Origin of the sequence: Acinetobacter sp. TUM15064 (assembly GCF_008980265.1) — a bacterium.
GTDB lineage: Bacteria > Pseudomonadota > Gammaproteobacteria > Pseudomonadales > Moraxellaceae > Acinetobacter.
In genome coordinates this window covers 16,151-39,044 of record NZ_BKFU01000004.1, presented here as the reverse complement: position 1 = coordinate 39,044, position 22,894 = coordinate 16,151, and the positions used below count along the sequence as shown (strand labels likewise).

The 22,894-nt window shown below is 42.5% G+C and carries 22 protein-coding genes and 4 tRNA genes; 9 read left to right on the top strand and 17 right to left on the bottom strand.

The genetic code is table 11. The features are described from left to right. Positions 1–3 precede the first annotated feature (3 nt). The 8 genes from nusA to tpiA form a co-directional block, all read right to left on the bottom strand. Positions 4–1,488, bottom strand: coding sequence for a transcription termination factor NusA (gene nusA / locus GBI16_RS02245; protein ID WP_086209692.1), 1,485 nt, complete (start codon positions 1,486–1,488; stop codon positions 4–6). 40 nt (positions 1,489–1,528) lie between these two features. Then, the gene (gene rimP / locus GBI16_RS02240) at positions 1,529–2,053 is read right to left on the bottom strand and encodes a ribosome maturation factor RimP (protein WP_086209693.1); all 525 of its coding nucleotides are present in this window, start codon (positions 2,051–2,053) and stop codon (positions 1,529–1,531) included. Between the two features lie 227 nt (positions 2,054–2,280). Beyond that, positions 2,281–2,357 (bottom strand) — tRNA-Met (locus GBI16_RS02235). Positions 2,358–2,446: 89 nt separating this feature from the next. Then, positions 2,447–2,523: transfer RNA gene (locus tag GBI16_RS02230), tRNA-Met, on the bottom strand. Positions 2,524–2,592: 69 nt separating this feature from the next. Continuing rightward, positions 2,593–2,669, bottom strand: a tRNA-Met gene (locus GBI16_RS02225). Positions 2,670–2,717: 48 nt separating this feature from the next. Next, a tRNA-Leu gene (locus GBI16_RS02220) sits at positions 2,718–2,802 on the bottom strand. A 53-nt stretch (positions 2,803–2,855) separates the two neighbouring features. Further along, on the bottom strand, positions 2,856–3,185 hold the full coding sequence (gene secG, locus GBI16_RS02215) for a preprotein translocase subunit SecG (RefSeq protein ID WP_086209694.1): 330 nt from the start codon (positions 3,183–3,185) through the stop codon (positions 2,856–2,858). A gap of 13 nt (positions 3,186–3,198) precedes the next feature. After that, the gene (tpiA, locus tag GBI16_RS02210) at positions 3,199–3,990 is read right to left on the bottom strand and encodes a triose-phosphate isomerase (RefSeq protein ID WP_086209695.1); all 792 of its coding nucleotides are present in this window, start codon (positions 3,988–3,990) and stop codon (positions 3,199–3,201) included. Positions 3,991–4,268: 278 nt separating this feature from the next. Here tpiA and pilB point away from each other — a divergent pair, with 278 nt between their 5' ends. Genes pilB through coaE form a run of 4 tightly spaced genes read left to right on the top strand, consistent with a single transcriptional unit; the run spans position 4,269 to position 8,706 of the window. Continuing rightward, on the top strand, positions 4,269–5,981 hold the full coding sequence (gene pilB / locus GBI16_RS02205; protein WP_086209696.1) for a type IV-A pilus assembly ATPase PilB: 1,713 nt from the start codon (positions 4,269–4,271) through the stop codon (positions 5,979–5,981). A gap of 30 nt (positions 5,982–6,011) precedes the next feature. Continuing rightward, positions 6,012–7,238 carry a type II secretion system F family protein gene (locus GBI16_RS02200; protein ID WP_086209697.1) on the top strand — a complete coding sequence of 409 codons (1,227 nt, stop codon included), beginning with the start codon at positions 6,012–6,014 and terminating at the stop codon, positions 7,236–7,238. Then, the gene (locus GBI16_RS02195; protein WP_086209698.1) at positions 7,238–8,098 is read left to right on the top strand and encodes an A24 family peptidase; all 861 of its coding nucleotides are present in this window, start codon (positions 7,238–7,240) and stop codon (positions 8,096–8,098) included. The genes GBI16_RS02200 and GBI16_RS02195 overlap by 1 nt, the downstream gene beginning before the upstream one ends. Before the next feature lie 8 nt (positions 8,099–8,106). Next, positions 8,107–8,706 (top strand): dephospho-CoA kinase, encoded by a 600-nt coding sequence (gene coaE, locus GBI16_RS02190; RefSeq protein WP_086209699.1) that lies wholly within the window; start codon positions 8,107–8,109, stop codon positions 8,704–8,706. A 13-nt stretch (positions 8,707–8,719) separates the two neighbouring features. Here the strand turns inward: coaE and GBI16_RS02185 are convergent, their stop codons facing one another. The 3 genes from GBI16_RS02185 to GBI16_RS02175 form a co-directional block, all read right to left on the bottom strand. After that, complete coding sequence (locus tag GBI16_RS02185) at positions 8,720–9,637, bottom strand: DMT family transporter (protein WP_171264462.1); 918 nt, start codon at positions 9,635–9,637, stop codon at positions 8,720–8,722. 32 nt (positions 9,638–9,669) lie between these two features. After that, positions 9,670–10,419, bottom strand: a complete 750-nt coding sequence (gene rlmB / locus GBI16_RS02180) for a 23S rRNA (guanosine(2251)-2'-O)-methyltransferase RlmB (RefSeq protein ID WP_086209700.1) — start codon at positions 10,417–10,419, stop codon at positions 9,670–9,672. Positions 10,420–10,560: 141 nt separating this feature from the next. Further along, positions 10,561–10,884 (bottom strand): pyrimidine/purine nucleoside phosphorylase, encoded by a 324-nt coding sequence (locus tag GBI16_RS02175; RefSeq protein ID WP_086209701.1) that lies wholly within the window; start codon positions 10,882–10,884, stop codon positions 10,561–10,563. A gap of 390 nt (positions 10,885–11,274) precedes the next feature. On the opposite strand from GBI16_RS02175, the gene recN reads away from it, so the two are divergent. The 3 genes from recN (at position 11,275) to ruvX (ending at position 14,038) form a co-directional block, all read left to right on the top strand. Continuing rightward, on the top strand, positions 11,275–12,936 hold the full coding sequence (gene recN, locus GBI16_RS02170) for a DNA repair protein RecN (RefSeq protein ID WP_086209702.1): 1,662 nt from the start codon (positions 11,275–11,277) through the stop codon (positions 12,934–12,936). A 111-nt stretch (positions 12,937–13,047) separates the two neighbouring features. Next, on the top strand, positions 13,048–13,602 hold the full coding sequence (locus GBI16_RS02165) for a YqgE/AlgH family protein (RefSeq protein WP_086209703.1): 555 nt from the start codon (positions 13,048–13,050) through the stop codon (positions 13,600–13,602). Next, positions 13,595–14,038 (top strand): Holliday junction resolvase RuvX, encoded by a 444-nt coding sequence (gene ruvX, locus GBI16_RS02160; protein ID WP_086209704.1) that lies wholly within the window; start codon positions 13,595–13,597, stop codon positions 14,036–14,038. Before GBI16_RS02165 ends, ruvX begins: the two co-directional genes overlap by 8 nt. A gap of 83 nt (positions 14,039–14,121) precedes the next feature. Here the strand turns inward: ruvX and GBI16_RS02155 are convergent, their stop codons facing one another. From GBI16_RS02155 to GBI16_RS02145, 3 genes are read right to left on the bottom strand one after another with little or no spacing between them, the layout of a single operon-like run. After that, positions 14,122–15,129, bottom strand: coding sequence for an HlyD family secretion protein (locus GBI16_RS02155; protein ID WP_086209813.1), 1,008 nt, complete (start codon positions 15,127–15,129; stop codon positions 14,122–14,124). 37 nt (positions 15,130–15,166) lie between these two features. Next, positions 15,167–15,373, bottom strand: coding sequence for a DUF1656 domain-containing protein (locus GBI16_RS02150; protein WP_086209705.1), 207 nt, complete (start codon positions 15,371–15,373; stop codon positions 15,167–15,169). A 2-nt stretch (positions 15,374–15,375) separates the two neighbouring features. Next, the gene (locus GBI16_RS02145; RefSeq protein WP_151706433.1) at positions 15,376–17,457 is read right to left on the bottom strand and encodes an FUSC family protein; all 2,082 of its coding nucleotides are present in this window, start codon (positions 17,455–17,457) and stop codon (positions 15,376–15,378) included. 445 nt (positions 17,458–17,902) lie between these two features. On the opposite strand from GBI16_RS02145, the gene GBI16_RS02140 reads away from it, so the two are divergent. Next, positions 17,903–18,673, top strand: a complete 771-nt coding sequence (locus GBI16_RS02140; protein WP_086209707.1) for an IclR family transcriptional regulator — start codon at positions 17,903–17,905, stop codon at positions 18,671–18,673. A 7-nt stretch (positions 18,674–18,680) separates the two neighbouring features. On the opposite strand, the gene GBI16_RS02135 is transcribed toward GBI16_RS02140, so the two are convergent. Continuing rightward, positions 18,681–19,313: an alpha-ketoglutarate-dependent dioxygenase AlkB gene (locus GBI16_RS02135; protein ID WP_086209708.1), complete on the bottom strand. Its 633-nt coding sequence runs from the start codon at positions 19,311–19,313 to the stop codon at positions 18,681–18,683. Between the two features lie 128 nt (positions 19,314–19,441). Between GBI16_RS02135 and GBI16_RS02130 the strand changes: the two genes are divergently transcribed. Further along, positions 19,442–21,244: an ABC transporter ATP-binding protein gene (locus GBI16_RS02130; protein WP_151706432.1), complete on the top strand. Its 1,803-nt coding sequence runs from the start codon at positions 19,442–19,444 to the stop codon at positions 21,242–21,244. Positions 21,245–21,296: 52 nt separating this feature from the next. On the opposite strand, the gene pgsA is transcribed toward GBI16_RS02130, so the two are convergent. Beyond that, positions 21,297–21,884: a CDP-diacylglycerol--glycerol-3-phosphate 3-phosphatidyltransferase gene (pgsA, locus tag GBI16_RS02125; protein ID WP_086209710.1), complete on the bottom strand. Its 588-nt coding sequence runs from the start codon at positions 21,882–21,884 to the stop codon at positions 21,297–21,299. Positions 21,885–21,992: 108 nt separating this feature from the next. Beyond that, a complete protein-coding gene (locus GBI16_RS02120) occupies positions 21,993–22,787 on the bottom strand; it encodes a thioesterase family protein (protein WP_151706431.1) in 795 nt (264 codons plus the stop codon). Positions 22,788–22,894 lie beyond the last annotated feature (107 nt).

The window sequence follows — 22,894 nt, the reverse complement described above, 5'->3', positions numbered from 1 at the left end:
CTCCTAGTTAAACCATGATTCGCGCGCTTTCATAATAAGTTGACCCGCTTTCTCTGCACCTAAACCTTCAATATCTGAAATATCGTCAGTCGCTTGGTCAGCCAAGTCATCAATCGTGATTACACCACGTGCTGCGAGTGCATATGCAATCTCTTGTGTCATCCCTTCCATTGCAACGAGTTCTGCACTTGGATCTTGGATGTTTTCTTGCTGTTTCAATGCATCAGCCAATGCAACTTCTTTTGCGCGGCCTTGAAGTAATTCAACCACTTCAGCATCTAATTCAATTTCGTCAAATGTTTCAGCCGGAACATAAGCAATCTCTTCCAAAGAAGTAAAGCCCATTTCAACCAAAGCCATTGCCAAATCTTCTTCAATATCTAAACGTGATACAAATAAGTCTAGGTATTGTTGAGCTTCGTTTTGCTGACGAGCATGATACTCTTCTTCAAGCATCATGTTCAGTTTATAACCGGTCAATTCAGATGCAAGTCGAACATTTTGACCTTGAGAACCGATCGCACGCGCTAATTGGTCGCTGGTTGCGAAAATAATGTCAGCTGTACGTTCTTCTTCATCAATCACGATACCCGATACATCTGCTGGCTCTAAAGCACTCGCAATATACTGAGCAGGATCATCAGACCATACCACTACATCAATACGCTCACCGTTCAACTCTTGCTGAACTGCTTGGATACGTGTACCACGCATACCAATACATGCACCCACCGGATCAATACGATGATCGTTGGTTTTCACAGCGATTTTAGCACGAACGCCCGGTTGACGCGCCGCTGCTTTAATCTCGATGATTTCTTCAGAAATTTCAGGAATTTCCTTTTTCATCAACGCGATGAGCATTTCTGGCTTGGCACGAGATAACTGAAGCTGTGCGCCACGACCTTCACGGTTCACATTAAACAAAATCGCATTTACACGTTGTTTTGGACGCAAAATTTCTTTTGCAATCATTTCTTCACGTGCAAGGTACGCTTCTGCATTGTCACCAAGATCAATGATAAAGCCATCTTTGGTCTGCTTTTTCACTTCACCGTAGATCAACTCGCCCACTTTCGACTCATACGCATCTGCAATCAACGCACGCTCTGCTTCACGAATTTTCTGAACAATCACTTGTTTCGCAATTTGTGCTGCAATACGACCGAAGTCAATTGACTCAACTTCAAGCTCTCGTACATCACCGATCGACCATTTTGCTGGATCAACATCTGAAATGGCGTCTTGGCACGCAGGCATTTCATGATCTTCATCCGCAACTACGGTCCATTGACGGAAAGTACTATATTCACCCGTTTTACGATCAATCTCTACACGAAGCTGCGCTTCTTCAGAGTTTGTTCCTTCGTAGAACTTCTTTTTAGTCGCAGCAACAAGCGCTTGTTCCAAGGCTTCGAAAATCGCTTCACGACTTACACCTTTTTCATTACTAACCGTTTCAACGACGGTAAGAATTTCACGTGCCATAAGCCACCTATTTCGTTCAGATTCTTATTTATTAAATGAATTAATCTTGATAGACCAAATTGGCTTTATCAATATTATTACTATCAATTTCAAGTACTTGTTGCTTTTCCACTTCAACTTGAATCATTTCTGCTTCAAGATCTACAGCAACCAATTTTGCTTGGAATTTACGACGATTATCAACTGCACTGATCAAACGGAACGCAATTTGTTGACCAACATATGCTGGTAATTGTTCAAGTTGGAAAAATGGACGATCCCAACCTGGTGAAGATACTTCAAGCGCATACTCACCTGAAATTGGATCATGCACATCGAGCATTGCACCGACCTGTTGAGTCACGCGTACGCAGTCCTGAACACCAATACCGCGCCCTTGTTCAAGCTCACCATCTTCATTGATAACAGGTTCTGCATGTTCATCGACCGCTTTGTCGATATAAATACGCAATAAAGAACGTTTGCCTTGAGGAAGGAATTCAATTCCCCAAAGATCCACACCACAGGCTTGCACTGCAGGAGCAATTAAGTCTTGGAGTGCTTGGGTTTTATTTGATAGCTTCATTTACTCTCGTCAATTTTGTGCGATTCAATGGCCGAAACTGACCACTACAAACCAATACAAACTATAGTAGTAGTGGAACATGACACTTTGACTTTCACCGTATCCGGCGCACATCGACACTACACGATAGCCAATAAAAAAGGGCGTAATCGCCCCAATTATTGCACAGAAAATCAATATCCACTGTGCAAAAAGGCCCACCTTGTTGTGAGCCTCTTTTAGAAACTTGGTAGCGGGAGCTGGATTTGAACCAACGACCTTCGGGTTATGAGCCCGACGAGCTACCAGACTGCTCCATCCCGCATCAACGTGCAAAAATTATATACAAATATGAACTATTTTTCAATCTAAATACTTCATACTTGCTTTGATTTAGTTGCACCTAAATCAAATTGGTAGCGGGAGCTGGATTTGAACCAACGACCTTCGGGTTATGAGCCCGACGAGCTACCAGACTGCTCCATCCCGCATCAACATGCAAAAATATTCTTGGTTTAATCACTTAAACCACTTACTTTAGTTTGCCTCTAAAATAAGATTGGTAGCGGGAGCTGGATTTGAACCAACGACCTTCGGGTTATGAGCCCGACGAGCTACCAGACTGCTCCATCCCGCATCAACAGATTTGCTGCATACACCAACTTAATCTTCTGGATTCATAAGTTGGTGCGGAAGGGGGGACTTGAACCCCCACGCCCGAAAGCACTACCACCTCAAGGTAGCGTGTCTACCAATTCCACCACCACCGCAGCTGTGACGCATTCTAGTAGCATCGCCACAAAAAAGAAAGGACTAATTCCAATTATTCGCTTGTTTTCGGTGCAGTTGGTGAAGTTTCAGTCGATTGCACAGGTACAGAAGTTGTCGTTTGTACCGACTTTAGGCTGTATGCATCTGTAGTTTGCTTTTTAGCAAACACGGCCAATGTCAAACTGGTGACAAAAAACAATGCCGTTAAAATCGCTGTTAATCGTGTCAAGAAGTTCCCTGAACCCGATGCACCAAATACAGTTGCCGCACCGCCACCACCAAACGAAGCGCCAGCATCTGCACCTTTACCATGCTGGACTAAAATCAGCACGATCATCAACACAGCTAAGATAATATGTACTACCAGCACAAAAGTTTGCATGCTGAACTCCTAATTATTTTGTATTTGCAAATGCTTCGGCAATTTTATAAAAAGACGTTGCATTTAAAGATGCCCCACCGACGAGCGCACCATTGATATCTGGACAAGCCGCTAACTCTACTGCATTTTCAGCTTTAACACTACCACCATATAAAATGGCCATGCTTGCGCCATACGAGGTAATTTGGGTTAAACCTTCACGGATTTTTGCATGCATGGCCTGTGCATCTTCTGGCGATGCAGTTTTGCCTGTGCCAATCGCCCAAATCGGCTCATAAGCAATCACAATATTTTGCCACTGTTCCGCCACCACCACACTAGCCAAGTCACAAATTTGTTGTAAAACAACAACTTCAGCCCGACCCGATTCACGTTGTTCTAGACTTTCACCTACACAGTAAATGACAGTCAAACCAGCATTTAGTGCATTTTGTGCTTTGGCATTTAAAACAGCAGAAGTTTCCGCAAAATATTCACGGCGCTCCGAATGCCCCACCAAAACATATTCGATTTGGCTATCTTTCAGTAGCTCTGCACTCACCTCACCTGTATATGCACCAGTATGGGCAAAACGTGAAACATCTTGAGCTACGGTAAAAACTGGGCGTACAGCTTTCGCAAGCTCAACTTGTGTTGCACCCAGTGCGATTGCAACAGGTGCAACGCCAATATTACATTTTTCTTGTGCTATTTCTTTCTCTTGCAAGAGCTGTTTAAATTCTTGAAGCAATTGCTTGGCATCTGCCTGCATTGGGTTCATCTTCCAATTGCCGACAACCCATGGCTTAATCGTCGAACCCGACATACAGCACCCTATTCAAAACAGTTCATTAAAACGGCCTCATTCTACACGGTATTTATTTTTCAAAGATAGTTTTCTTCCAGAATTTATTCTTTGATGGAAACTACACCGATCAAAACAAAGAGCATTTTGTAAAAAAAACCGCCTGCTATTACGACCAGTTCATGCTTTTAATCGATATTAAGGTGGTGACAACACTTTCAGATATGGTATTTTTGTGCAACAAAAGTATAATTTTACGATACCAATTATAAACAATTGAGAAGTTAAGGACTTGGGGAATGTCAGTATCAAATGGTTTGCCTAAATTCACAGGCTTTATTCGACGCTTAGTCGAAGACGGACGCATGACTGCTGAAAATATGCAGCAGGCGATGCTTGCTGCCAAAAAGGCTCAACAAGATATTGTTCCTTATCTGATCGAAAATTATAAACTCTCCCCAAATGTAATTGCTGAAACGATTTCTTTGGAGTTTGGTGAACCTGTTTTTGACTTAAGTGTTTATGACTCGGCTCAAATTCTGCGAGATATAGTTGAAGATAAACTCATCACTAAACACCGTATCCTACCCATCTTCCGCCGCGGTAATATTCTTTATCTCGCAACCAGCAATCCAACCAATATGGATGCCATGGATGCAATTCGCTTCAACTCTAAAATGAACATTGAGGCGATTATTGTTGAATACCCACAACTGGAAAAACTCATCGAACAAAATTTTGCCCAAGCAGATAGTTTCGAATTTTCCGATGAAGACATTGATTTAGACTTAGAGCAGGATCATCAGAATTCAAATGACGATGATGATGATTCGCCTCAAGAAGATGAAGCACCGATTGTTAAATACATCAATAAATTATTAATTGATGCGATTCGTATGGGCGCCTCAGACTTACATTTTGAACCTTATGAAAAATCGTATCGCGTTCGTTATCGTGTCGATGGTGTACTTCGTCATATTGCCAGCCCACCACTACAGCTCGCAACACGTCTTGCCTCTCGCTTGAAGGTCATGTCTCAAATGGACATTTCCGAAAAACGTGTTCCTCAAGATGGGCGTATTAAATTAAAGCTATCAAAAAGCAAAGCGATTGATTTCCGTGTCAACTCTCTGCCAACTTTATTTGGTGAGAAGCTGGTACTGCGTATTCTTGATCCATCGAGCGCTATGTTGGGGATTGATGCATTAGGTTATGAACCTGATCAAAAAGAACTCTTTATGCAAGCCTTGGACAAACCACAAGGCATGCTACTGATTACAGGTCCAACAGGTTCAGGTAAAACGGTATCTTTATATACGGGTTTGAATATTTTAAATAAAGAAGATACGAACATTTCAACTGCCGAAGACCCAGTTGAGATTAACTTAGAAGGCATTAATCAGGTCAACGTGAATAATAAAGTCGGCCTCACTTTCTCAGCCGCACTCAAGTCTTTTCTGCGTCAGGATCCAGACATTGTAATGGTCGGTGAGATCCGTGATCTTGAAACAGCAGAAATTGCCATTAAAGCTGCGCAGACAGGTCATATGGTGATGTCGACACTGCATACTAACAGTGCCCCTGAAACCCTGACACGATTACGCAACATGGGGGTGCCATCATTTAATATTGCCACTTCTGTCAACCTCGTAATCGCTCAACGTTTGGCACGTCGTTTATGCAATCAATGTAAAACACCTACTGACATTCCTGAACAAAGTTTACTCGAAATGGGCTTTACCGCAGAAGATATCAAAGACCCAGATTTCAAAGTTTATCAGCCTGTAGGATGTGCTGAATGCCGTGAAGGTTATAAAGGTCGTGTCGGCATTTATGAAGTTATGAAGGTTACATCAGAAATTTCAAAAATTATTATGGAAGACGGCAATGCCTTACAGATTGCAGAAGCTTCAGCAAAATTAGGATTTAACAATTTACGTCGTTCAGGTTTACTCAAGGTTATGCAGGGGGTCACTTCCTTACAAGAAGTGAATCGTGTAACCAGCGAATAATTGAAATATTGAAAGAATAAGGATAAATGCATGGCTGTCAAAAAAGCACAGATGATGCCAACCTTCAATTATGAAGGGATTGATCGTAAAGGGGCAAAAATCAAAGGGGAATTGCCTGCACGTAATCTAGCTCTAGCCAAAGTCACTTTGCGCAAACAAGGGATTACCATCAAGAGTATTAGAGAAAAGAAAAAGAATATTCTTGAAGGTGTATTTAAGAAAAAAGTGACGACGCTGGACATCACGATTTTCACCCGACAACTCGCAACGATGATGAAAGCCGGTGTACCATTGGTTCAAGGTTTTGAAATTGTGGCTGAGGGCTTAGAAAATCCCTCTATGCGTGAAGTCGTCCTCGGCATTAAGGGTGAAGTTGAAGGTGGTAATACCTTTGCTGGGGCTCTCAGAAAATATCCTCAATATTTCGACAATTTATTCTGTTCGTTGGTCGAATCAGGTGAACAATCTGGTGCACTTGAAACGATGCTAGATCGTGTGGCTATCTATAAAGAAAAAAGTGAGCTACTCAAACAAAAAATTAAGAAAGCCATGAAATATCCAGCAACAGTGGTTGTAGTTGCTTTAATCGTGACCATTATTTTAATGGTCAAAGTCGTACCAGTCTTCCAAGATTTATTTAGTTCCTTTGGCGCAGAATTACCAGCATTCACTAAAATGGTCGTCAACATGTCTGAATGGATGCAAAAATATTGGTTTATCTTGATTATTATAATTGGTATCGTAATTACAGCTTTACTCGAGACCAAAAAACGCAGTAAAAAATTTCGTAATTTGTTAGATAAGGCCGCGCTGAAAGCCCCAATTTTTGGTGATTTGGTTTATAAAGCAATTATTGCTCGCTATAGCCGTACTCTTTCCACAACCTTTGCTGCTGGCGTTCCTTTAATTGATGCACTTGAGTCTACAGCTGGGGCAACCAACAATGTGGTGTATGAAGAAGCTGTGATGAGAATCCGCGAGGATGTAGCAACCGGTCAACAACTTCAATTTGCCATGCGTGCCACCAATAAATTCCCTTCCATGGCAGTACAAATGGTTGCCATTGGTGAAGAATCTGGTGCGCTTGATGCCATGCTAGATAAAGTTGCCACTCACTATGAAAATGAAGTTGATAATGCCGTGGATGGCTTAACTGCAATGATGGAACCTTTGATCATGGCGGTCTTGGGTGTACTTGTGGGCGGTCTCGTGATTGCCATGTATCTACCAATCTTCCAAATGGGTTCTGTGGTTTAATGCAAGAAATAATTTCCTCTCTGATCAACACTCCAACTGCACTTTATTTCGTGGTTGGAGTTTTTAGTTTGTGTATCGGCAGTTTCCTCAATGTGGTGATCTACCGCACCCCAAAAATGATGGAGCAAGAATGGCGTACTGATTGTCAACTGTTACTTCATCCTGAGCAACCCATCATTGATGAAACGAAACTCACCTTAAGCAAACCAGCATCCACCTGCCCCAAATGCAACAGCGTCATACACTGGTATCAAAATATCCCTGTGGTTAGTTGGTTAGTACTGCGTGGAAAGTGTGGCACCTGCCATAACCCAATTAGCATTCGTTACCCTGCTATTGAACTGCTCACAGCCATGTGTGCATTGATCGTGGTCGCGGTCTTTGGTCCAACCATCCAAATGCTTTTTGGCCTAGTCTTAACCTACATTCTCATCGCTTTAACCTTTATTGATTTTGATACGCAGCTCCTGCCAGATCGCTATACTCTCACACTTGCAGCACTTGGTTTAGCAATAAATAGTTATGCTATTTATACCTCTCCCACCGCTGCCATTTGGGGTTATATCATTGGCTTCTTGTGCTTATGGGTCGTCTATTATCTATTTAAGCTTATCACTGGCAAGGAAGGCATGGGCTATGGCGACTTTAAGTTACTTGCTGCCTTAGGTGCCTGGATGGGGCCGTTGTTACTGCCACTGATTGTGCTACTTTCATCTTTTGTTGGTGCAATAATCGGCATCATCTTGCTCAAAATTCGAAAAGAAAATCAACCTTTTGCTTTTGGTCCATATATTGCTATTGCAGGTTGGATTGCTTTTCTTTGGGGCGAGCAAATTATGAAAATTTATTTAGGCAATTAATAAAACCTATGGCATTTATTTTAGGTCTGACAGGCGGAATCGGTAGCGGGAAATCTGCCGCAAGTCACTGGTTTGAACAACAAGGCATTCACGTGGTTGATGCAGATGTGGTTGCTCGAGAAATTGTGGCTGTAGGTCAGCCCGCACTGCAACACATTCAAGCCCAGTTTGGAGATTGGGTGCTCCTAGACAACGGCGAACTGAATCGCCGCGCTTTGCGCGAACACATTTTCCAAGACCCCGCTGCCCGCACGCAATTGGAAAATATCACCCACCCTGCTATTCGCCAGTCCATCAGACAACAATTGCAAGATGCGACTAGCCCTTATGTGATTTTGGTTTCACCGCTACTGTTTGAGACCAATCAACATGAACTAACCCAACACACCCTGTTGATTGATGCTTCTATAGATCTACAAATTTTGCGTGCTTCTCAACGTGACCATCAAAATATTGAGCAGATTCAGGCCATCATTCAAGCTCAAATGCCACGCGAGCAAAAACAGGCTTTAGCCAATGATATTGTGATAAATGATGGACATTTGGAGCACTTATACGCACAGCTCAGACCTTTGCATTTAAAGTATTTAGCTCGTTCAGAAGCCTAAAAAAAGCAGTCGATTATGACTGCTTTTTTTGTTGCACGAGTTGGGCTTTCAAACTGTCCTTACGTATCCAGCGCCAAGGCTGCAAGGCACCAATCCCCATCCCTACAAGCCCACATAAAATGGCAACACTCAGCGGCTCATTGAGCAGAGGAACTGCAATTATTGCAGCAATAAATGGTGCTAAGGTGACAATACTGCCTGTTTTAAATGCCCCCAAACGTTTAATAGCCTCCACATAAGTAAGAGTCGCTACAATCACCACAAATATGCCATGAAATATGACCTGAGCAATCAATTGCACAGGTTGCACATGTGCGAGGGTTTTGGGCAAAAACAAAACATAAATTGGTACAAATACAATCGCAGCCCAAACCGCAACACCTGCCATGGAATGCCACGCAGATAATTTCCATTGCCGAAGCAAGACAGTAAATGTTCCCCAAAGCACAGCACTGAGGAAAAATAAACCATCCCCTAAACTAAAAGCGATACCTGTTTCTTGATACATCAACCCACTCATGACCGTCAGTGCAAGCAACATTATACTGAGGCTAAGCCAAGTATGCCGGTCAAAGGGCTGCCGAAATAAAAGATAAGCCGCGACAGCCGTGCAAAGTGGAATGCAGCCATTGAGAAAGATCGCAGCATGTGCCGCAGGCACATAATGAAATGCACTATAAGCGGTGATGCAATAACATACCCCACCAATCATCGCCAAAATAAAAGGCTCTTTCTTCCACAAAAAGGCGGTATCCTTTTTATAGATCAAGATCGGCATTAAGATGCAAAATGCCAAGAGAAAACGTAAGGCAGTAATATCCCACGCCCCAATGCCCCAATTAGCACTGAGCCGAGCCGTTAAGGTAAATCCCCCCCAAATACACATGGTGATGGCAATAAATACATAGCCTTGTTTTTGAGGGGTCATCATTGGATTTAAATTGAATCGGAAATTAAAAAATTTTAGATATTACGTTGACGACATGCTTCATACAAAGCCATACCCGTTGCTACACTGACATTCAGACTTTGCAAGTTGCCTGCCATCGGGATATATACTGTTTGATCACATTGAGACTGGGTAATTGGACGCAGGCCTGTATCTTCAGCACCCATCACCACACATACAGCAGTGCCCGTAAAATCGAACTGTTGTAGCGGCAAGGCTTTTTCATCCAACATGGTACCAACCACACGCACATTAAATTCTTCCTTAATTTGCGCTAACGTCCGAGCCAAATTGGTTACTTGAATAAATTTAACTTTTTCAGCACCACCTGCCGCAACTTTGCGCGCAGTCGGGGTCAAACTTGCAGAACGATCACGAGGCACAATCACAGCTTCAACGCCCATTGCAGCAGCAGTACGGATACATGCGCCGAGGTTATGCGGATCGGTGACTTGGTCTAAACCCAGCAATAAACAATTTGGCGACTGTTTAAGTAAAGCTTCTAGATCTTTTTCATTGAAAACTGGATTAGGACGGACCGCAGCCACAACTCCTTGGTGGAACGGCAAGCCAGCCATTTTTTCCAAGCGATCACGGCCCGTTTGTTGCACACTAATCCCAAAAGGTTCAGCCAGTTCAAGCACACGCTTTAAACGCTGGTCATCACGCCCTTTTAAGGTAAAAAGTGTGAGCACACGTTCAGGCTCAAGCTCCAACAATGACTCCACCGAATGAACGCCATAAAAATATTCAGGTTTAGCCATGTAGGACCTCTAAAAGATAAATCACCATCGACACGATGTGCCAAAATAAAAATCCTGTAAAGCTGACTTTACAGGATTGCTGTGCAATATCTAGTTTAACTGATTTTGCTTAAAATTACTTAGTGAGTATCGTCTGAAAGCTTAGCCTTCTAAATGACACACGTAATCTAAAACTTCATCAGTTTCAATTTTGAAACGGCTATTGCCAGGCACGTAAAAAGACTGTCCCGCACGGAACAATTCGCTCTCTTCACTGTCTGCAATCTGCACACGACATTCGCCTGAAATAATTTCCATACGCTCTGGCACATGTGTTTCGAACGTCAATGCTTGCTCTGTCGGTAGAATGACACCTAACGTTTTTTTGGTACCATCTTCAAACTGTACAGTATGGCTAATGCATAAACCGCCAAAATAAACATTGGATTTTTTAATGACAGAGACATGATCGAACTGAGTTGACATGCATACACTCCAGATAATGCGCATTTATAATCATATTGATGTGCTAGTTTAAAGATGTGCGATTAACTAATCAATCCATGTTTTATTCCATTCAATCAATATTTTGTTAAAGCCCGACCATTGTACAATTGCACCTCTTCTCTCTACACTTTGGCTTAATTTTTGCCTGTCTAAGCCTCCTAAAATAGTCATTTTGAATATATCTAGAAACCAAAGACAACTTTGCTACCAATTTTAGATTCACGACGCGATTTAAAAATCTATTAGGTCGTCTTTAGGATTCAAGCTAAAATAGTCCAGTTTTAACGAAAACCAATAGCACTGCCGTCTTGTCGGCTGAATAAAACTTGACTATCTTAAACTAAAACTTTTCGCAGCTCGGATGCGTTTATGCTGACACATTTAACTTTAATTAACTTTGCTTTAGCTGATCACTTAGCCCTTGATATTGATCAAGGCTTTAATGTCTTAACGGGTGAAACAGGTGCAGGTAAATCTTTATTACTTGATGCACTGTCAGCATGTCTAGGTGAACGCACCGACACTAACTATGTTCGTTTTGGTTCAGACAAAGCCGATGTGACCGCTATTTTTAGTTATCAAGAACATAGCCCTGAAGCAACATGGTTAAAGTCACATGAACTCGATGATGAGTCAGGCGAAATTCATTTAAGACGTGTGATCTTTGCTACAGGACGAAGCAAAGCATGGATTAATGGCCGTCCGAGTAGCTTAGCTGAATTAAAAGAAATTGGCCGTTTGTTGGTACAACTCTACAGTCAACACAGTCAGCAACAGCTGTTAGAGCCACCTTATCCAAAGCGCTGGTTAGACCTGTATCACAACTTCTACCCTGAAGCGCAGGCTGTACGTGAAGCTTATAGTACTTGGCAAAAAGACATCCGTCAGCACCAAGCAGCATTGGATGCCCAAGCCACACGAAAACAGCGTATCGACACGTTAAACCTACAACTTGAAGAACTCGAAGATGTGGTTCAAATCGACTACAAGGAGATTGAACAAGAGTTTGACCGTCTTTCACATCATGAAAACATCATGCAAGACAGCAGTTATGCCTTAAATGCATTAGATGATGCAGAGCAGAACATTAATCAAGAAGTTTCCAGTATTCTTCGTCGTTTAGAGTCGCATGCAGGCCGTAGTGAGCAATTGGCTGAGATTCACACCTCTTTGCTGAATGCGCAAAGTGAACTTGAAGATGCCACAGCCAACCTACGTCAGTTTATTGACCGTCAAAGCTACGACCCTGAACGCATGGAAGAGCTCAATACACAGCTTGAAATGTTCCATCGTTTTGCACGTAAATATCGCACGCAGCCTGAATTGCTCAAGCAAGAATATGAACAATGGCAAGTCGAATTAGAACAACTTCACTTATTAGAAGACCCTGAAACACTGGCAGAACAAGTCGAGCGCTCGCATCAAGACTTTTTAGATAAAGCACACCATCTGGATCAAATTCGCCAAGATGCAGCCGCACCACTGGCCAAACATTTAACCGAACAAGTGAAACAACTGGCCCTACCTGAAGCTCATTTTGAGTTTAAGTTTGAACCTTTGGAACAGGCTTCAAGTGAGGGACTCAGCTTTATCCAACTATTATTTACAGCCAATAAAGGTATCCCACCTCAGCCCTTAGCCAAAGTAGCATCAGGCGGTGAACTCTCACGTATTGCCTTGGTCATGCAAGTGATGAATGCTGAAAAAACTGAAGCAGAAGTTTTGGTGTTTGATGAAATTGATGTCGGGATCAGTGGTGGTACGGCGGAAATTGTGGGACGCCTATTGGCCGACTTAGGCTCACACGTGCAAATTTTATGTATTACCCACCAAGCCCAAGTCGCAGCACAATCCGACCAACATCTATTGGTGAAAAAGCGCCAAACTGATCCTGCCAGCAGTACCATTTTAAGTTTAGAAGAAGATGAGCGAATCAATGAGCTCGCACGCATGACAGGGGGGGTTGAAATCAACGACACCACACTGCAACATGCCAAGCAATTACGCCAGCTAAAGTTCCAGTCTGCTTAGAATATGTAGATTGGATCACAAAAAAAGATTTGGAGAATAGGCATTAGTCTAGTAACGTGGTAATTAGGAACATTTACTAGAAGCATTTCAATTTCAAGGAGAAGCCTTTAGGTGAGCAAACAATATCTGACGCATCGCTGTCTCATTGCCCCGCCCGATATGGCAGATGATTTTTTTGCCAATACGGTGATTTATTTGGCTCGACACGATGAAGAAGGAGCTCAAGGCATCATCATCAACCGACCTTCAGGACTTTCTGTTAAGGAATTGCTCAATGATCTTGAAATTGAAGCAGATCATGTCCGCCCTCATGATGTACTCCAAGGTGGCCCTTTACGTCCTGAAGCAGGCTTTGTCTTACATACTGGCCAACCAACATGGCACTCATCTATTGCGGTGGGAGAAAACATCTGTATCACTACCTCTAAAGATATTCTAGATGCCATTGCCCATAACGAAGGTGTGGGTCGTTATCAAATTGCTTTGGGTTATGCCAGCTGGACCAAAAACCAATTGGAAGATGAACTCGCTCGTGGTGATTGGCTGGTCTGTGATGCTGATATGGATTTGATTTTTAATATTCCTTATAACGACCGTTGGGATGCTGCCTACAAAAAGTTGGGGCTCGACAGAACCTGGTTGTCATCTGAGATTGGACATGCCTGATTTAAACACGCCCCAAATGATTATGGCATTTGACTTTGGTACACAGAAAATGGGCATGGCTGTCGGTCAAGCATTGATTGAAAGTGCCACACCTTTGGCGTTGTTTCCCATGAGAGATGGCATTCCCAATTGGAATGATTTGCATAAAATTGTCAAGCAATATCAACCCAATCTATTTTTAGTCGGTTTACCGCTGAATATGGATGATAGTGAGTCAGAACTCTCGGCCCGCGCGCGTAAATTTGCGCGTCGTTTACGTCATCAGACCAATATTGAAACGTGGATGGTGGATGAACGTTTAAGTACCCGCTCTGCCCGCGATGAGTTAAGTCACTACCAAGCACAAGGCAGAGGGAAAAATCTCTCTGCAGATAGCCTTGCCGCTGCATTATTTATTGAAAGTTGGTATCGTGAACCCAAAGGACTTACTCCTTAGTTCAAAGTCTATCGAAACATAGCGAATCATCTTAAAAAAGCATCCAATAAGGATGCTTTTTTAAGAGATGAAGAAAGACCAATTTAGTGGCTCTTCTCGATAATATGTACTGTCACAGTTCGCCCCGCAACAAATGCCAATTCATTCTTTGGAATTTCATCTAATGCAATTTTTACAGGAACGCGTTGCGCTAAACGCACCCAACTAAAAGTTGGATTTACATTTGCCAGTAGACCTGTACTGGATGTTCGTTCACGATCTTCAATGCCTGAGGCAATGCCCTGCACATGACCTTTTAAACTTCCCGAATCACCCATCAACTGAATGGTTGCGGGAGCACCGAGATAAATTTTATTTAACTTGGTTTCTTCAAAATAGCCCACCACATAAAGTTGTGAACGATCCAACAACGCCGCTACCGCTTGCCCCACTTTGACATAGTTGCCTGCTTTCATCTCAAAGTTAGACAATGTGCCATCGGCAGGTGCTACTACTTCGGAACGGTTCAAGTTTAATTCCGCCAAATGTAAATTACTGGTTGCAACGTCAATGAGTGCCTGCTGCTGGGCAATATTGGCTTTGGCTTGCTGAATTGCGGCTTGCATTTGCTCCTGTTCGGCATGTGATTGATCTCGTACAGCAAACATCTGATCTTGTTCTTGTTTTGAAATCGCACCCTCCATCAAATTAGCATAGCGATCTGCATTTTTATCAGCCAAAAGGCTATTGGCCTGTGACTTGACCCAGTTGGCTTTGCTCTGAAACAATTCTGCTTCAGCAGAAGCCAAACTGGCTTTGGCTTTAGCTAAGTCTGATTTGGCTTGTTCGACATCCAAAGCTTGACGTGCTATGTCAATTTTAAACAGCACTTGCCCTTTTCTTACCGTTTGATTGTCACGCACCAAAACCTCAGTGACTAAGCCTGAAACATCTGAAGAGACTTGAATCACATCACCTCGAATCCGCCCATCACGTGTCCACGGCTCAGCATTGTAGTAGTGCCAAAGATGAGCGATTACCAAAATCGCAACAACCACGATGACAACTAAAGTTAAGGGTCGGCTGACTTTACGCCAATCAAAGGATGCCATGTTCATTTTACCTCATTCATTTCAATCAAATGTGTGCTTAAGAAAAGCGCACGATAAAACCCCAATGGACTATGCCTAGCAGCGTGATATATAGACATAAATAAAAAATACTGGGTAAAAAAATCCAACCTTTATCAACCCAAGGGTCAGTCACCCGCATGAGTAGCCTTAAACCGATGTAGGCCAAAAGTGCCTGAACGACCAAAACAGGGACATATACGCCATAGATATTGAGTTCACCCATCGTTATGCTCCCAACAAACCGACTTGGGGCATTTCATCCCATGTCGCATGACACAAACTACTTTGAATATTATTTAGAGAAACCTGCAAACGACGTGCAATGCTCAAATCATCAATCTGTACCAATTCGACTTGAATATCCTGAATTTTATCTAAAATGTCTTGCCTACACTTTGAGTCAGCCGTATGTCTCTCCTTGGCCTGAAAAAATACATCTATTTGGCTTTGTAATTTTTGTAAATGTCTAGTAAGGGTTGTATAGCCTGATAACTGATCCATTAATTCTTGTACTCGGGTCAAATCAATCACTGCACTGGACTCAATCAATGCCAAATTGATTTTTTGCTTCAGTACATCAGACTGTACCAACTTGGTATTCAACACACCTATCCGATCCAACATACTACGCAAATGCACTCTAAACTCGACCCCATAAGGCAAATATAGCGCTTGTCGTATCGCTTTATAGTGTAAAGACAGGATTCGTTTGGCTGTAATGTCCGGCGACATCGCACGAACCAAATGAATCACATAGACAGAAATGATCGGACCAAGAACTGTACCAATCGAGGCATCAAAGAACGTTACTTGATCTAGGTGATAACGGTTTTGCAGGTTTAAGCCCATGACCACACCCATCAATAAAGGCAACTCCAAGCCTGTAAGTGGCGGATGTAAAAACAGCATCAGGCAATACATACAAAAAGGGGCCAACACTATCGCTAACATCCAAAAAGCGCTGACTTGCGGGAAGATGCCATAAGCATAAATAAAGACAATAATCGCCGCATACAAACTGCCACGGATAAAAATTTTTAAGGCAGGAACGGGATTATCCATACTGGTGAGAATGCAAGCACAAATAGCCGCCATTTCCGCCATCATAAAACCTGCTTTCCAGCCACTGACGATCCAAAAGCCAGTCGCCACAATCACCACGATAAAAGCAGAAACACCACCACGTACTGCGATACCATGATCGCGATGTAAGTTAGGATAAGTCGTACTCATCGGGATCACGGTCGCAGGTAAACTGTCATCGCCTTGTTGAATACGTTGCCAAATCAACTTAATGGCACGTATATTTTGAATAAAATGACGCACATCCATTTTTAAACTGGCCAATATGACATGCTGCTGTGGCAAGGCACTGTCAAACACGTCTTGGAAACTCGACTCAAATTGTTCAGGCAAATGGTTTAGTTTTTGTTCTAAAATGGCTTGATCGCCTTGCAAAAACTCGACGATCTGCACATGCACTTTTTCTAAAGCAGGACGGTACGCAACATCAATGTGGTCTAGCTGCTGAATCCGCTCTGCCATCGCCACCAGATTGGTCACCAACATACTCAGTTGATGCAACATTTCTTGTAAGGGTTTGGTCATGCCTTGTAATGCTGATTTTTCATAGCTCAAGTACACAGCCATCACATGAATATCAGCAATATCACGCGTGATATGACTGAGCGTAGCGCTGTAATTGATGGCTTTTACGTCCGCATTGAGGATTTTATCAAAAACTGCCCGGGTATCTTGAAGAGTCTGTGAAACACGGGTTTTCACCACAGGACCAATATGCATAGGGAACAGTACCGCATTCACCACGGCACTACATAACACTCCAACCGTAATTTCGATAAAGCGCCCAATCGCCATATCAAACATTGACGTAGTTTCAATGTTATAAATAATGTTGTAGCAAATAATGACTGTGGTATAACCAGCCAACATAAAAATATAGCTACGTGGCGTTCGATCCAATAAAGAAAAATATAGGCAAAATCCGACCCACGTCGCCAAAAACAAGGTGAATAGTTCAGGGGTATTAATCAGATTTGGGGTAACCGCAAGTGAAACAATAGCGCCCAACAGCGTTCCCAAAACACGATATACGCTCTTTGAAGCGGCCATTCCAGTATAAGGATTGGCAATCACGAAGACCGTGCCTATAGCCCAAATGGGATAAGCCAGATCTAAGGAAAATGCCACATACAGTGAAAGCATGCCTGCCAAAAAAGTTTTGCTCGCAAAAATCCAATCCAATTTATTTGGACGAAATGCGATTAACTGTTTGGTCAGGAACATAAATCATCTCTAAATGCGCTGAATGACAACATCTACAGGATTCTTCAACGCAGTATTGCTCAAGCAAACAGCAACACTTCATCCTCACCAGAAGCGAAAACGAATCAAAAATAATTCCAATAAATGAAGTCTTTTACAGACATGGGCAAAGACAGCACCATGTGACAGGAAAGAAAACGCTCAAAAAAATAATGAAACATTATTCATTAAAAGACATTTCTATAGACAATTTTTCCAAAATTAATTATTTTTGTCAATCAAAATATCTCTATATGATAATACAATCTTTTTTATCTGTGTTTTATCGCTTGTTTTTCAGATCAATTCTGCATATTAAAAGTTTCTCAAGCCTTCTGCGTAAACAGAAAACCATGTCAAAGTTATGTGTTTTTTGTTATATAGTCACTATTGCTCAGATAGATGATTTTTGACTCAGTAGGTTGTTATGGCACTTTCAAGTTTTGGTAAAATTCTCACTGTCTTAGGCCTCTTTTCTGTGTCACGCCCGATTATCAATGTCGATACTATCAGTGCCGAACTGGGGCTTTCACAACCTACAAGTTATCGCTACTTAAAAGAATTGGTGTCCGCAGGACTTTTACAGCGTTTAAGCGGAACCAGCGGTGACTATACTTTGGGCTCTCAAATTGCTGTGTTGGACTATATCTCTCGAACCACAGATCCGTTATTACAAATCAGCATTCCTTTTATGCAAGACATCGTTGAGCGAACAGAGTTTTGCTGTATCCTCACCCAGCTCAACGCAGAGCACTGTATTGACCTATATGGTGAAGTCTTTAAAGACCTTGAGTTATTTTCCTATGGGCGGGGTTGCCCACGTCCCGTGTATTTGGGTTCATCGCCGAAAGTGGTGATCTCACAGCTTAGCAAAGCCAAAATTATTGAATATTATCAAAAATTTGCTACTCAACTGGCTGAGGTCAATTTTGCCGCGAGCCAAGACGAATTTTTACAGAAAATGAAAGCCATTAAGAAACAGGGCTATTATTTTTCCAATGGCGAGTTTGACCCCAATCTTGCCAGTCTTTCCGTACCTGTCAAATTTTCACCCAAAGATACGCCGTTGGCACTGACCTTATTGGCTTCGAAGAACCGATTTGAATTTGTCGATCTGAAAAAAATGGTCGAAATATTAAGACATAGCGCACTACAAATCGAACAGAAATGCAACCTGCTACATAATATTGAGACCTAAATTTTATTTAGCCTTGCTGTGCGGGATAGAAATAGCGAAAGGTTAAATTCAGTCGTGGCTCAGTGATTTTACTGGATTTCATCAACGCATGTTTCCAGTAGCGCTGAGTCTGTCCACGCATCACGATCAATTGCCCACTGTGTAGCATAAGCTCAACTTTTTCCTGTTTAAACTTGTGCTTAAAGCAAAACTTACGAGTTGCACCAAAACTGAGTGAGGCAATCACCACATTGTCTTGCTGCGGCGAACGTAGTGAAGGTTCATCATCACTATGCCAGCCCACAGCTTGGCTACCATTTTCATATAAATTGGCTAAACATGAATTAAATGGATGCCCCACCAGTTGCTCAATATGCTGTTTTAAACGAAACAAAGCAGGATGCCATAACAGTGCTTGCTTGGCACTCCCCGAATAGCGATATTGATACTCAGTATCGCCATACCACACCACTTTTCGTTCCGTGACATAACGTTTGCCATATAACACGACCTCGTCAGGTTGCCATGCCAAATGCGCTAAAAAATAATCCAAATATTTCGCACTTTGCTCCGCAGTTAAAATCAAGCCCAAATCCTGCACCTGCCCATCACATGGGAGCAAGTTTTCTTGCGGTTCAGGACTAAACAGATCTAAGGTCATGACTTTTCCTCCTCTGCAAACAGTTTAACTGAATTTAGAACGACACAAATCAAAACAAAGTCACAGCTTGTCGCCTAGCCTCCTTATGCATACACTCATGTGAACTTTCACAATAAAAAGAAGCATGTATGAACCTTTGGCAGTTGTTTCAAAAGCTTCGCCCCTTTGTCCACCCCTATCGGATATTGGTGATTGCGACCTTGATCCTGACGCTCATTGGTTCCTTCACCGCGCAGGTCAATGCCCTGACTTTGCAATATGCCGTCGACAGTATCAACCGTCTGGTCGAACAAGGCCAAGGACTGACCGAAGGCCTACACATTTTGATCACTATTTCTGTGATTTTACTCAGCAAAGAAATCATCAGTGCCTTGGTGCAGTTTGGTCAAAAATTTTATGGGGAAAAACTGCGCATTCTGGTATCACAAGACTTGGCGCAAAGTATTATTGAAAAATTCCTGAACTATCGTTTGACCTTTTTTAATGCCGATCAGAACCAAGCAGGTAAGCTACAAACGCGAATTGACCGTGGCATTGGTTCGCTCACCCGTCTCATACAAATCTTTTTTATTGATATTTTACCGCTCTTTAGCAGTGCGATTGTGGCACTGGGACTGATGTACTATGCCAATATTTATGTCGGTTTAGTAGCAACCAGTATTATTCCGATTTACTTTTGGCTGACCTTTCAACAAGCAAAAAAACTAGGAGGATGGCGGCGTAAACTGCGTGATGGTCGTGAAAAAAAGAGCCAAGGCATTCTGAGTATTATCCAGTCGATTAGTGTGATTAAATCCTTTAACCGAGAGTCTATTGAGTCCACCAAACAACTGAAACTGCAAAAAGCACTGACCGAAAACCAAATGCAAACACGGCAGCTCAGTTTTTTATTTGATGGCTTAAAGACCTTTATTGAACAAATCGGGATTGTGCTGATTATCATCCTCACGGCGTACTTTGTACTCGATGGACAGATGAGCATCGGGATGATCATGTTTCATATTTTATTGTTCAATAATGTCTCCGCACCCATTCGTTCATTGCACCGTATTTATGATGAAGTGAATGATGCGATGATTTACGCGGAAAGCTTTTTTAAAATTTTAGAAGCCGATGATGAAATCGAGCAAAGTGGTACGCTCAAACCCACAATTCAAGGTAAGTTCACATTAAAGCATGTCGATTTTTTCTATCCCAATGGTCATCATGCATTAAAGCAAATCGACATGGAAATTCGACCGAATAAAATCACAGCGTTGGTCGGTTTATCGGGCGCAGGCAAGTCCACTTTAATTAGCTTATTGGATAAGTTTTATCAGCCTGATGCAGGAAAAATTGAGCTCGATGGGATTGACCTACAAGACATAGACACCACTTATTTACGTGATCACATTGGTCTCGTTTTACAGAAAAATCACATTTTCCAAGGCAGTATTTTAGACAATATTCGTTATGGAAAAATCAATGCCACAGATGATGAAGTCTACGCTGCCGCAGAAAAAGCGTCCATTCACAAGCAAATTCTTCAATTGCCCGAAGCCTATCAATCCGATGCCCTGATGCTCTCTGGTGGGCAACAACAGCGCATTGCGCTGGCACGCATGTTCCTCAAAAACCCACCGATTATTTTTCTTGATGAGCCAACCGCCAGCCTCGATGCGATTGCTAGCGAGCAGATTAAACATAGCCTCGATCAGATCAAACAAGGGCGAACGGTGATTATTATTTCACATAGCTTGTCGCAAATTATTGATGCCGATTATACCTATGTGATGAAAGAAGGCTGTATTGCAGAACATGGGGAACATGAAGCACTGTACCGTCAGGAAGGCGTTTATAAAGAAATTTTTGATGCGATGGCCAAGAGCCTAAATATTGAAAAAATTGCCAAAACTTTTGAAGATGATACTGAGGAAGAAACGCATAGTTGACTTCTCTTCAATATAAAAAAAGCTCCCTCAGGAGCTTTTTGACATCTAAAAATCAAGGCTGTTTTAAATATGGCCAAGCTGCCTTGAGGTAAATAAACATCGACCACAAAGTCAAAATCACTGCGGTATACAACAGTGCATAAGCCAACATTTCAAGCGGTTGCCAATTCAGCAAGAACACCGTAATTGCAATCATTTGAAAAGCGGTTTTATATTTTCCAACCGTAGATACAGCTACATTGGTACGTGCACCCAACTCGGCCATCCACTCGCGTAAGGCAGATACCGTTATTTCGCGAGAAATAATCACAATCGCTGCAAATGCCATCGAAATTTCAGGTTTCCACTGCACCAATACAATCAGTGCAGCTGCCACCATCAGCTTATCCGCCACAGGGTCTAAGAAACGTCCAAATGCAGAAGTCTGATTTAAAGTCCGCGCCAAATAACCATCAAACCAATCTGTCACCGCAGCAACAACAAAAATAGACGTCAATAAAATATGACGAGACATATTGCCTGCGTGTTCAGCAATACCCATTACAGGAGGCCAATAAGCCACCAATAAGAAGACCGGAATTAGGGCAATACGCGCCAAGGTCAAGATGTTTGGAATATTCAGGATTCGACCTGCTGTCATAGACACCGCCAATTTTTCCCCTTCATGCGCGATGAAACCATCGATCTATTTTCGCATGCGACTCATCGTAATTAGGCCTCACTTTATACGAATTGAGGTACAGTGTCACTAGGCAAACACGGTTACTGTTTGCCGTGAGATAGCGATTAAACGGTTTTCGGCATCCCATAAATAAGCAGACTCCGTCGAATAGCCGTCTGCTGCATATTGCGTTTCAACTTGAAATTTCATCCAATCATGTAACTGATTTTTCAGTGGATGCACATAGGTCAAATGCCAGGTCAACGAACTTGCAGGTGCCATCGTTTTAAACATGGGTAAGACACCCGGTGGCCAAATATCCATCGACACCATCAAGTCTGCCACAGTCATGTCACGATTTTCATGCAAATTGGGGTTAAAACGATACCAGCCTGAAAAATCAGGTTTTGGACTGGCTGTACACGGATACTGCCCTGTCACCCACACCATATCCAGCTGCTTAAAGCACTCGGGTGCAAGTGGATGATGCGGTGCGGTTGTCAGACCTTCAACCGATGGAAATGTTGGCGCTACAGGTTCTTGATGCACATGAATACTCGATTCACGCTGAGTCCCAAAGCTTGCCACTAAAATACTTTGAACCGCATCATCCTGCCATAAGCGTACTTCCAAAGTCGTCACTGACTTGCCTTGACGTAGAATCTCGCTGGTTAAACGAACTTTGGCCTGCTGTACTGGCCCAACAAAAGTTACGCTACAACTGAGTAAATGTTTCGTATCATCAGCAACAGTCAACAATGCTTTTTGCATCATTAAGCCTGCAACCAATCCCCCATAAATGGTGCGTCCTTGCAACCAACCTGTGGGTATATCTATCCATTCTTGTTCTGCCAAAGCTTGATAACTGTGTTGAAGTGACATAGAGCATCCTTGTTTTAAATTCCCTCCATATCTTTACAACACAATTCAACTGATGTGAATGATCAGTGACCCATGCGTCAATGAGCACTTTTGCCAACCCAGTGACT